This is a genomic window from Floridaenema aerugineum BLCC-F46, assembly GCF_041929345.1.
Taxonomy (GTDB): Bacteria; Cyanobacteriota; Cyanobacteriia; order Cyanobacteriales; family Aerosakkonemataceae; genus Floridanema; species Floridanema aerugineum.
The window spans coordinates 35,438-46,891 of record NZ_JBHFNQ010000112.1 but is presented as its reverse complement, the minus strand read 5'-3'; the positions used below and the strand labels follow the sequence as shown (position 1 = coordinate 46,891).

The window sequence follows — 11,454 nt, the reverse complement described above, 5'->3', positions numbered from 1 at the left end:
CCAATATATAACTGTCCGAATGCTTCGCCCTGTCTTGGTGCAAGGGCGACAATTTATGAAACTCAACCAATATATAACTGTCCGAATGCTTCGCCCTGTCTTGGTGCAAGGGCGACAATTTATGAAACTCAACCAACATATAACTGTCCGAATGCTTCGCCCTGTCTTGGTGCAAGATTGTTAAATACAGGTGTTATATCATGTCCGGTTGATTACCCATAATGTAGAGACGTTATATATCAATCTCTACAGGGTTTTGGATTAAGGATACTATGTCTGATTAACCGGACATGATATTAAATACAGGTTATCTGTGGGGGAGGGCGAAGCATTTGGATACAAACATTTTTGATTGGTTTCATAAATTGTCGCCCAAATGCTTCGCCCCTACAATAACTTAATTTACCAACAGCAAGATTGTTAGATACAGGTTATCTGTGGGGGAGGGCGAAGCATTTGGATACAAGCATCTTTGGTTAGTTTCATAAATTGTCGCCCAAATGCTTCGCCCCTACAATAACTTAATTTACCAACAGCAAGATTGTTAGATACAGCTTTTCTGTCGGGGAGGGCGAAGCATTTGGATACAAACATCTTTGGTTAGTTTCATAAATTGTCGCCCAAATGCTTCGCCCCTACAATAACTTAATTTACCAACAGCAAGATTGTTAGATATAGGTTGTTTGTGGGGGAGGGCGAAGCATTTGGATACAAACATCTTTGGTTAGTTTCATAAATTGTCGCCCAAATGCTTCGCCCCTACAATAACTTAATTTCCCAACAGCAAGATTGTTAGATACAGCTTTTCTGTCGGGGAGGGCGAAGCATTTGGATACAAACATCTTTGGTTAGTTTCATAAATTGTCGCCCAAATGCTTCGCCCCTACTAAAACTGCCGCAAAAAGCGCAAATCGCTACTATATAAACGGCGAATATCATCAAGTTGGTGCAACAGTAAAGCGACTCTTTCTACACCAAAACCTGCGGCAAAACCTGTGTAAGTTTCAGGATCGTAACCGACAGATTTAAGCACATTTGGATCGATCATTCCGCAACCCATAATTTCCAGCCATTTACCTTTCCATCGCATATCAACTTCGGCGGAAGGTTCAGTAAATGGGAAATAACTGGCGCGGAAACGAATTTCCATTTCTTCGCCGAACATTTGATGCAAAAACTCTTTAATTGTTCCTTTCAAATCCGTGAAAGTTAAGTTTTCATCAACCGCGAAAAACTCAATTTGATGGAAAACTGCGGTGTGGGTAGCGTCAACAGTATCCCGCCGATAACAACGCCCAGGTGCGATTACTCTGATTGGCGGATCGTTCTCTTCCATATAATGAATTTGAATGTTGGAAGTGTGAGTTCGCAACAAATTTCCATCAGGTAAATAGAGAGTATCCTGCATATCGCGGGCGGGGTGATCTGGAAGGAAATTTAAGGCTTCAAAATTATAGTAATCGGTTTCCATTTCTGGGCCAGTTTCCACAGTGTAGCCCATCCCGACGAAAATATCGATCGCCCTATCAATAGTACTATTAATCGGATGTACTCGACCTTGCGGGCGATAAACAGCGGGCATTGTAACATCAATAGTTTCTGCTTCCAACCGCGCTTGAATTTCCGCTGCTTGTAAAGATGATTTCTGACTTTCTAAAGCAGTTTGCAAAGCTTCTTTAACTTCGTTCGCTAACGCGCCAATTTTCGGACGTTCTTCTGGGGAAAGTTTACCCAAACCTCCTAAAATTTGGGAAAGTTGACCTTTTTTACCTAAATAGGCAACTCGCAATTCTTCGAGTTGGGGTAAAGTATTAACAGCGGCGATCGCTTTTTGCGCGTCAACTTTTAACGCTGTTAGTTTTGCCTCTAATTCATTCGGCTGATTCGTCATGCTAATCTATTGTCAAACAGAAGGGGAAAGGTGTGGGTAAACACAGCCTATCGCTACCAGTTTAAGAGATTTTCGATCTTTTCTTAGAACTGCGGTTGATCCGAAGCTCATAATCTCTGAAAATCAGAATATGAAACTCTTAATCAGTAACGATGACGGTATTTTCGCACTTGGCATCCGCACCTTAGCCAATACTTTGGCAGAGGCAGGCCATGATGTTAGTGTAGTATGTCCTGACCGCGAGCGATCGGCAACCGGACATGGTTTAACCTTGCACGATCCCATTCGCGCCGAAGTGGTAGAATCAGTTTTTCATCCCTCGGTAAAAGCTTGGGCAAGTTCTGGAACACCTTCCGATTGTGTAAAATTAGGCATCTGGGCATTATTAGATAGCCCTCCCGACTATGTACTTTCCGGCATCAATCATGGTGCAAATTTAGGCACAGATATTTTATATTCAGGAACAGTTTCCGCTGCAATGGAAGGAGTAATTGAAGGAATACCCGCAATCGCTTTTAGTTTAACCAGTTTTACCCACCGAGACTTTCAACCTACAGCGAATTTTGCCAAACTTTTATTAGATCGTTTAGCCAAAAAACCATTACCGCAATTAATGTTGTTAAATGTGAACGTACCGCCTGTAGAATGGGAAGAAATAGCAGGAGTAGCAATCACTCGCCAAGGAATACGTCGCTACATTGATGTATTTGAAAAACGCATCGATCCGCGTGGTAAAACTTACTATTGGTTAACCGGAGAAGTACAGGAAGAAATAGAATCCCAAACCCATGCTTTTTTACCCCCAGAAATTCTCACAGATGTAGAAGCAATCCGCAAAAATTTTATTACCATCACCCCTTTACAATACGACTTAACTTACGGTTCAGGATTGCAAGATTTACAACAATGGGGAAAACTAACAAACGATTGGGATCTAGGAAACAACCCTGCTTAATTCCAAATCACAAAACCTCAGCATCCCCACCAAAATCTAAAACTACATCTGCGTTCATCTGCGTTTATCCGCTTTCATCTGCGTTCTAAAAATTCAACCTAAATCAACGCATGAAAATCCAAATAAAAACCTTCACCGTCAACAAACGCTTCCCCCTAACCATAAGTAGAGGAACAACATCCCAAAGCACAAACATTTGGGTAGAAATCGAAGCAGAAGGAATTACCGGATGGGGAGAAGCTTCGCCTTTTTCTATTGGCAACTCCCCGCAAAAAACCCCCTTTCTCCAAGAAACTCTCCAACAAATTGCCCCAAAATTAGAACAGTTTCACCCCTTAGAAAGACAACAAATAGAACAAATTTTCAAAGAAACAAAATTACCTTCCGCCGCTTGTGCAGCAATAGACGTAGCGTTACATGATTGGGCGGGAAAAAAGGCAGGTTTACCACTTTGGAAACTTTGGGGCTTAGATTGTAAAAACATCGTCCCCACCTCCGTCACAGTTGGCATCAACACCCCCGAAGCTGCCGTAAAAAGAGTGCAAGATTGGGTAAACTTTATCGATGCCAAAGTATTTAAAATTAAACTGGGAAATCCCCAAGGAATCGCCGCAGATCAAGCCATGTTTACTGCCGTTTACCAACAAGCACCTAAAGCAAAATTCAGCGTCGATGCTAATGGCGGTTGGAGTTTATCAGATGCGGTAAAAATGTGTGAGTTCTTAGCTCAATATGGCGTAAATTATGTAGAACAACCCTTAGAAAAAGGAGAAGAAAAAAGCTTAATAGAATTAAAGCAAAAATCCCCGCTTCCCATCTTTGTCGATGAAAGTTGTTTTACCAGTAAAGATATTCCCAGTTTAGCAGATAAAGTCGATGGAATCAATATTAAACTGATGAAATCTGGCGGTTTAACTGAAGCAATGAGAATGATTAATACAGCCAAAGCTTGCGGATTAAAAGTAATGTTTGGCTGTTATTCTGATAGTTCGCTGGCAAATACCGCCCTTTCCCACCTCTCCCCATTAGCAGATTATTTAGACTTAGACAGTCACCTAAATTTATTAGACGATCCTTTCAAAGGTGCAACCATAAAAGAAGGTCGTTTGTTACCCAATGATTTACCAGGATTGGGGATAATAAGAGAGGATAAAGAAATTTCTTAACAACGAGGTAAAAACACTATGCAGCAAAATTTATTTAATTCCCGCCGTCAAACTCTAAAAATTTCTTTTGTTTATCTGTTTTTCTTATTTTTCGCTTTCACTCAAGGAACCTTAGCAGCGATGACGAAAATTAATCAAACTTTGCTAATAGGTGAATGGAGTACACCGGGAAAATGTAATCAAACTCGTTTTATTTATACTCGCAAAGGTCAATACATTTGGATGCAGAAAAAGAATGGACTTTGGCAAACTTCCTATCAAGGAATCTATGTAACATCTCCGCAAAACCCCAATTCTATCATCATCGGTGATGGCCCAAATATGGGAGGTTCTGTAGTAGATATCCGCGAATTAACCCGCAGCACTTTGAAGGGAGAATGGAATGCTAACGCCAGTGAAGGATTAACATTTGATAAACCAGAAGATGCGAAATTTTCTTATGTCAGGTGTTCCGGGACTGTCTTAAAAAAGAACTGATAATTAGGTAATTAACTATGCTGAAATCTAACCAAAAATTAGCCATCCTACTGCACGAAGGAATTAAAGGAATTCACGGCAAAACCGGATTAGCACTTTTACGGTATAGTCGATCGCCAGTCGTAGCAGTAATCGACCAAGAATCAGCCGGAGAATCTCTACCGAAACTAACAGGAATTCCTCACGATATACCAATTGTAGCATCAGTAGCAGAGGCACTTTCTTACCATCCCGATGTATTAGCAATTGGGATAGCACCTTCCGGGGGAATTTTACCAGAACCTTGGTTTCAAGAAGTTAAACAAGGGGTAGCTGCTGGTTTATCTGTGATGAATGGTTTACACACTCAATTAGGGAAAGATCCAGAGATTCAAACATTACTAAAAGAAGGACAATGGATTTGGGATATTCGTCAAGAACCTGCGGGTTTAGGTGTGGGGAGTGCAAAAGCGCGATCGCTCTCTTGTCGTCGTGTTTTAGCCGTTGGAACTGATATGGCAGTTGGCAAAATGTCAACTACTTTAGAATTAGATAAAGCCGCAAAAAACCGAGGATTAAAATCAAAATTCCTGGGAACTGGACAAGCAGGAATTATGATTTCTGGTGATGGAATACCTTTAGATGCGGTGCGAGTTGACTTCGCTGCTGGTGCAGTTGAACAGTTAGTAATGCGTCATGGGGAAGCAAATGAAATTCTGTTTGTAGAGGGACAAGGTTCGCTTTTACATCCAGGTTCTACGGCAACTTTACCACTTTTGCGCGGTTCTCAACCTACACATTTAATATTAGTACATCGGGCAGGACAAACACACATTCGCAACCTTCCTCATGTGCAAATTCCACCTTTAAAAGAGGTGGTGAAATTGTATGAAAGTGTGGCTTTTTGTGCGGGTGCTTTTGCTGAAGTTAGGGTGAGTGCGATCGCGCTTAATACTGCACATTTGGATGAGGAAAGGGCTGGAAGTGCGATCGAGCAAGTTAAGATAGAAACAGGTTTACCTTGCACTGATGTAGTAAGATTTGGAGGAGATTTGTTGTTAGATACAGTTTTGAATTGAACCGCAAAGAAACTTGAAAAATTAGCGATCGCGCCTTCACACCCAGAAATTAGCCAGTTCTGATGCACACAATCGCCATTAAATTTTGTTAAGATTGTTTCGGTCTGTTTTATTGCTGCACCGATCGAGCGGCGAAAAACCCCTTGTTTTAACTTCCTGGAGACTTCTGAATGCTGCGACTCGAACATATTAGTAAAATTTACCCCACAGGCGAGGTTTTGAAAGATGTCAACTGGGAAGTAAAGCCAGGGGATAGAATCGGTTTAGTTGGTGTTAATGGTGCGGGTAAATCTACCCAACTCAAGATTATCACCGGAGAAATTGAACCGACATCTGGCGAAATCATTCGTCCTGCAAGTTTACATATAGGATATCTTACCCAAGAATTTGAAGTAGACCCTAGCCGCACAGTTAAAGAAGAATTTTGGCGTGCTTTTGGGGAAGCAAACGATGTGCATGAAGCTTTATCGGAAGTGCATCGACAAATGGAAACTGCTACCCCAGAAGAATTGGATAAACTGATTCACCAAATGGATAAGTTTCAAAGAAAATTTGAAGCTTTAAATGGTTATGTTTTAGACGCACAAATTGATAAGATTTTGCCGGAATTGGGTTTTGAATTGGGGGATGGCGATCGCTTAGTCAGTGCTTTTAGTGGCGGTTGGCAAATGCGGATGAGTTTGGGTAAAATCCTCCTGCAAAAACCCGATGTTCTGCTGTTAGACGAACCGACAAACCACTTAGATTTAGAAACAATTGAATGGTTGGAAAATTACCTGAAAAGTTTAACCACTCCAATGGTAATTGTATCACATGACCGGGAGTTTTTAGATCGTCTTTGTACGCAAATTGTCGAAACAGAACGGGGAGTTTCTACTACTTACTTAGGCAATTATTCCAACTATTTGCTGCAAAAAGCCGAAAACCAAGAAGCGCAATTATCAGCTTACGAACGTCAGCAAAAAGAATTAGAAAAACAGCAAGCATTTGTCGATCGCTTCCGCGCCAGCGCCACACGCAGCACCCAAGCAAAAAGCCGAGAAAAACAATTAGAAAAGATTGAAAGAATCGAAGCACCCACAGGTTCTTTGAGAACATTGCATTTTCGGTTTCCCCCTGCACCTCGTAGCGGTCGGGAAGTAGTAATTATCAAAGATATGGTGCATACTTATGATGAAAAGATTCTGTTTTTAGGAGCAGAATTGTTAATTGAAAGAGGCGATCGCATAGCATTTTTAGGCCCAAATGGTGCCGGAAAATCTACATTACTGCGTTTAATTACAGGATTAGAAACACCCACCGAAGGAACAGTAAAACTAGGCGCACATAACGTCATTCCCGGTTACTTTGAACAAAATCAAGCCGAAGCATTAGACTTAACAAAAACCGTCATGGATACAATTCATGATGAAGTACCCGAATGGAAAAACGAAGAAGTTCGCACTTTGTTAGGTCGCTTTTTGTTCAGTGGCGACACGGTATATAAACAAGTTGGTGCATTAAGTGGGGGAGAAAAAGCGCGACTTGCATTAGCAAAAATGTTGTTACGTCCAGCTAATTTATTAATATTAGATGAACCGACAAACCATTTGGACATTCCTGCTAAAGAAATGTTGGAAGAAGCATTACAAAACTATGATGGAACGGCGATTATAGTTTCGCACGATCGCTATTTCATCTCCCAAGTCGCCAACAAAATTGTCGAAATTCGCGATGGAGAATTCCGCGTTTATTTAGGTGATTATCATTATTACTTAGATAAAATTGCCGAAGAAAAAGAACAAGCGAGATTAGCCAAAATTGAAGCCGAAAAAGCGGCTAAAAAAGCCGAAAAAGCAGCTAAAGAAGCAGCTAAAAAAGCAGCAGCAAAACGCAAATAAACTTTCAGGAAACTGGTGAAATTGAAGATAAAGCGCGAAGCAAAATTTCTTCTCTATTCACCAGATTTTCCAATTCTGCTGTTTTGTATTTTTGAATCTATGCAGATGCAGAAGTTAACCCCATTATGATTGGGCGATTGAAATCGCTGCTACATAAACAAAGTCCGCCTACGCGGACTAAAGAATAACGGGGGTATTTAAGCCGGATTTGGTATGATTTCTGGGCGGGTTTGGTTTAGTGAATTGATTTATTGTTCGTCTTTATTCTTTTGCTTTTTCACCGATATCGGTAATACGCTATTGTCACAGCCAATGCAAGTGCTAAAGCCCGATAATCATGCCAAATTGTGAGGACATTGGCAGTGATACTCAGTACAGTTAAGAATTCTTGGAAATGTTTGCCTTTCATAGCGCTCTAGGACTCCTGATTCTTCAACTGAATCCAGTTTCTAACTTTCCAAGAATCTCAACCAGAGGAGATTCAGGAGATAGGCAGGAACTTTAGTTGATTTAGCTAAAATTCTGGAAAACTCGCGCCTAAGTACTTCTCAGCTTTCGGAAACGATACATTTTACGATCGCATCCCTACCCTAAAATCCCAAAAAAGCTATTATCTTCCTTAAGATCGGTGTAACTTCGGCAACCAGGGTTTTAGGCAAATAGGCGATGATTCAACAAAAACGGATTCGGCGGAGCTATTTCCTCAGCGAGAATGGCTGGAATAAATTCCAAGATGCGCTAAAGAAAAAGTTTGACGGTAAATGTTCTAATGAACGTTTAGCGGAACTATCTGGTTTAAGTACCGACACTGTTTCACAGATAAAGCGGCGGAAAAAAAGGGTTGATGAAAGTTCGATCGAGGCTTTGTTCAGTGCATTAGGGCTAACACTAGAGGAAAGTGACCTTTCTGTTAATGTTCAGGTATCGCCACCGACGCTAGATCCGAATTTTGTGGGGCGGGAGGGTGCGATCGCACACCTAAAAAACCTAATCGAACAAGGTGCAAAAGCGATCGTCATTCACGGTAAAGGCGGTATCGGCAAAACAACGCTGGCGTGGCAATTTCTCCACACGCAGGGATTCGATAAAATACTCGATCTGCGGATGGCAAAAGAAACTCAAAATATTACTTCAGCTGAAAGTGTAATTGAAGAATGGTTGCGGCGATATTTTGATGAAGAACCAGGGCGAGAGTTTGGCGTTACCCTGGATAGATTGAGGCAGCAATTGCGAAATCCCAAGCAAAGAATAGGCATATTAATTGATAATTTGGAACCAGCACTAGATGAAAAAGGCAGGTGCATCGAAGCACACCGAAAATATGTGGAATTATTCACTGCTTTAGCAGATCCAGCAGTGCAATCTGTTACCCTAATTACCAGCCGCGAACGTCTGCGCGAAGCAGCAGTAACAGTTGAAAATTATCGCTTAGAAGGTTTGGATATCGCCGCATGGGAAAAGTTTTTTAACAGCCGCAAAATTCCGATAGATACAGAAGTGCTGAATGCGATGCACCAAGCTTACGGGGGAAATGCCAAAGCCATGCAAATTTTCCCTGGTGCGATTAAGGAATATAACAATAGTTTAGCGGCTTATTGGCAAGCGAATAAGGATGATTTGTTGATTGAGAGAGAATTAGAAGGGTTGGTTGTTAGTCAGTTCGATCGCTTGCAACAACTCGATTCCTCTGCTTATAAACTTCTCTGCCGTTTGGGATGTTATCGTTATCAAGATGTTCCAAAAGTTCCTGAGAACGATTCTGAGAAGGGTTTGTCTTGTTTGCTTTGGGATGTTCCAGTTAGTCAACGTAAGCGGGTAATTAACTCTTTGAAAGATCGGTCTTTAGTAGATTTTTGCAATAGGGAATACTGGCTGCATCCAGTGATTAGGGCAGAAGCGGTAAAAAGATTGAGGGAAAGTGAAGATTGGGAGACTGCGAATCGGAAAGCAGCAGAGTTTTGGACGGAGAGTGTGAAGACGGTTGAAACTGTTGAAGATGCTTTGCAAGCTTTGGAAGAATATTATCATTATTTGGCTATAAACAATTTTGAAAAAGCTGGTAGCGTCATTATAGAAAATAAAGATATAAACCAGACAGAAGATTATTTGATTGATAGTCTTACTGTTGCTAGCCTGGGAAGTTCTTTTATTAGACTGGGAATTTATCGACCAATGTTATTAGCGATAAGCCAAGTTATAGAGAAAGTAGAAGATAAATACTGTTTAGCAAAACTTTATAATTTAATGGGGGATCTAGTTTGGCTAAATGGAAATATAAAAAAAGCAATTGATTATCATGAAAAATCGGGCTGTATAGCTAAGGCATATTTAGAAACTATAGATCAAAAAGATAGTAACATTATTAATAACTGCAAAATTTTAAGCATAGTTTATCTCTTTAATCGAGGCATTTGCAAAGGAGAGATTGGTGAATTACATCAAGCTATAGAAGATATTGAACAAGCAAACTTGATAGCCAAAGAAAATAATTTACATGGTTATCAAATTAGGGCATGGAGCAAATTAGCCTCTTTGTATTCATCTTTAGGTCTTAATTTATACTCAAAAATAAATTATCGAAAAAAGGTGGAAGAATTAGTAGAATTAGTAAATCAAGAAATTTCCACAAAAAGTTTAGGAATTAGAAGCCAAGGCTATAGGTTATTTCATTTAGGAATTGCGTATAAAAGTTTAGGTAAATTTGTTTTCTCTATGGAAACGTATCAAAAAGCAATTAAATATGCCGAACAAATTAATTTCATCCAGCTTAAAGGTATAGCTTTGTTTGGTATTGCAGAACTTTATCGAGAACAGGGAGATTTTACAACAGCACTTTCCCATCATACAGAATCAATAGAACTCCTAGAAAAAATAGGCGCTAAATGCGACTTAGCCGAAGCTTACTATCAACTTGCCTTAACTTATCAAAAAATGGGTGACACCGAAAAAAGTCAGCCAAAATTTCAACAAGCAATTCGACTCTTCACCGAAATGGAAGCACCCAAGCAAGTTGAGAAAGTGCGACAGGCGATGGAAAATGGGTAAAATCATTAACCAAATTACCTCGAAAAAGTCAGAGATAAGTGATATAATTTACTCAAATTTTGCATTTCTATTTCAACATCACAGGCAATAGCAACAGTCCCATGAATACCCTTGACCAAGTGCTAGAAACTGCTTTGCAACTGCCCTACGAACAGCAGGAAATGCTGATCGAAATTCTGCAAAATCGCCTCCGCGAAAATCGCCGAGCAGAAATGGCTGCCGATGCGGAAAAAAATCTGGCTGACTTCCATGCAGGTAAATTTCAACGCCAGTCAGCCCAAGAAGTCATTCTAGCATTGCGCCAGTCTTTGCATGAGCCAGAAGTATGAGACAACTGGTTTTAACCTCCAAATTCAAACGAGCATTCCGCAAGTTTGTCAAGCGAAATGTTGACCTCCAGCAACGCATTGAAGACACTCTTCAACAAATGGAAGCAGACGTATTTGCCCCAGCCCTCGCCACCCACAAACTAAGCGGCAAGTTTGACGGTCTTCAGTCCTGCTCTTGTGGTTATGATTGTCGTATTGTCTTCTCGATCGAAATCGATACAGAAACCAAAAGTGAAGTTATTGTTCTGCTTGACATAGGCACGCATGATGAAGTTTATTAACTGCGTCAGTAAACAGAAATAACCGATTGTGACACTTGAGATTGCAGAATGTGGGTTTAAACTCCCGCCAGTCTTGAAAATCAAACCATTATTGATTAATTACCCAAATTTACCGGAACCACAAGCATAGTAATTCCCTGTCTACCAACAACCTGCACAAAATCATCAGGAAAAACAATAACATCACAATTAGAATGATAAAATCGAGCAGGCCAATAACTACCCAAACACTTAACTCTTCCAGGCAGATTTTGAGTAATAGTCTTTTCCACCGTTCCCATTACCGCTTCCGAAAACACCTCAACATTTTCCGGCACAAATAAACTTACCACTAATTACCTCCCTCCGAACATTTGGGGTAACAGAATCTAA

Annotated in this window: 12 protein-coding genes; 9 read left to right on the top strand and 3 right to left on the bottom strand. The window is 40.5% G+C overall.

What is annotated here, in order from left to right; all coding sequences use genetic code 11:
* Positions 1–222 (top strand): hypothetical protein (locus tag ACE1CC_RS14990; protein ID WP_413271235.1); only part of this gene is annotated, 222 nt, incomplete at its 5' end.
* A gap of 664 nt (positions 223–886) precedes the next feature.
* Here ACE1CC_RS14990 and pheS read toward each other — a convergent pair.
* The gene (gene pheS / locus ACE1CC_RS14985) at positions 887–1,891 is read right to left on the bottom strand and encodes a phenylalanine--tRNA ligase subunit alpha (protein ID WP_413271234.1); all 1,005 of its coding nucleotides are present in this window, start codon (positions 1,889–1,891) and stop codon (positions 887–889) included.
* A gap of 130 nt (positions 1,892–2,021) precedes the next feature.
* Between pheS and surE the strand changes: the two genes are divergently transcribed.
* The 5 genes from surE to ACE1CC_RS14960 all read left to right on the top strand — a co-directional run bounded on the left by surE (position 2,022) and on the right by ACE1CC_RS14960 (position 7,427).
* Complete coding sequence (surE, locus tag ACE1CC_RS14980; RefSeq protein WP_413271233.1) at positions 2,022–2,846, top strand: 5'/3'-nucleotidase SurE; 825 nt, start codon at positions 2,022–2,024, stop codon at positions 2,844–2,846.
* Between the two features lie 110 nt (positions 2,847–2,956).
* The gene (locus tag ACE1CC_RS14975) at positions 2,957–4,012 is read left to right on the top strand and encodes a dipeptide epimerase (protein ID WP_413271232.1); all 1,056 of its coding nucleotides are present in this window, start codon (positions 2,957–2,959) and stop codon (positions 4,010–4,012) included.
* Positions 4,013–4,030: 18 nt separating this feature from the next.
* Positions 4,031–4,489 carry a hypothetical protein gene (locus ACE1CC_RS14970; protein WP_413271231.1) on the top strand — a complete coding sequence of 153 codons (459 nt, stop codon included), beginning with the start codon at positions 4,031–4,033 and terminating at the stop codon, positions 4,487–4,489.
* Between the two features lie 17 nt (positions 4,490–4,506).
* Entirely contained in the window at positions 4,507–5,547 is a 1,041-nt protein-coding gene (locus ACE1CC_RS14965; RefSeq protein ID WP_413271230.1) for a DUF1611 domain-containing protein, read from the top strand.
* A 170-nt stretch (positions 5,548–5,717) separates the two neighbouring features.
* Positions 5,718–7,427 (top strand): ABC-F family ATP-binding cassette domain-containing protein, encoded by a 1,710-nt coding sequence (locus ACE1CC_RS14960; protein ID WP_413271229.1) that lies wholly within the window; start codon positions 5,718–5,720, stop codon positions 7,425–7,427.
* Positions 7,428–7,704: 277 nt separating this feature from the next.
* Here the strand turns inward: ACE1CC_RS14960 and ACE1CC_RS14955 are convergent, their stop codons facing one another.
* Entirely contained in the window at positions 7,705–7,836 is a 132-nt protein-coding gene (locus ACE1CC_RS14955) for a hypothetical protein (protein ID WP_413255224.1), read from the bottom strand.
* A gap of 257 nt (positions 7,837–8,093) precedes the next feature.
* Here ACE1CC_RS14955 and ACE1CC_RS14950 point away from each other — a divergent pair, with 257 nt between their 5' ends.
* From ACE1CC_RS14950 to ACE1CC_RS14940, 3 genes are all read left to right on the top strand, one after another.
* Positions 8,094–10,472: a tetratricopeptide repeat protein gene (locus ACE1CC_RS14950; RefSeq protein WP_413271228.1), complete on the top strand. Its 2,379-nt coding sequence runs from the start codon at positions 8,094–8,096 to the stop codon at positions 10,470–10,472.
* 101 nt (positions 10,473–10,573) lie between these two features.
* Entirely contained in the window at positions 10,574–10,801 is a 228-nt protein-coding gene (locus ACE1CC_RS14945; RefSeq protein WP_413271227.1) for a hypothetical protein, read from the top strand.
* On the top strand, positions 10,798–11,082 hold the full coding sequence (locus ACE1CC_RS14940; RefSeq protein ID WP_413271226.1) for a type II toxin-antitoxin system RelE/ParE family toxin: 285 nt from the start codon (positions 10,798–10,800) through the stop codon (positions 11,080–11,082). Before ACE1CC_RS14945 ends, ACE1CC_RS14940 begins: the two co-directional genes overlap by 4 nt.
* A gap of 95 nt (positions 11,083–11,177) precedes the next feature.
* On the opposite strand, the gene ACE1CC_RS14935 is transcribed toward ACE1CC_RS14940, so the two are convergent.
* Complete coding sequence (locus ACE1CC_RS14935; RefSeq protein WP_413271225.1) at positions 11,178–11,414, bottom strand: NfeD family protein; 237 nt, start codon at positions 11,412–11,414, stop codon at positions 11,178–11,180.
* Positions 11,415–11,454: the final 40 nt, after the last annotated feature.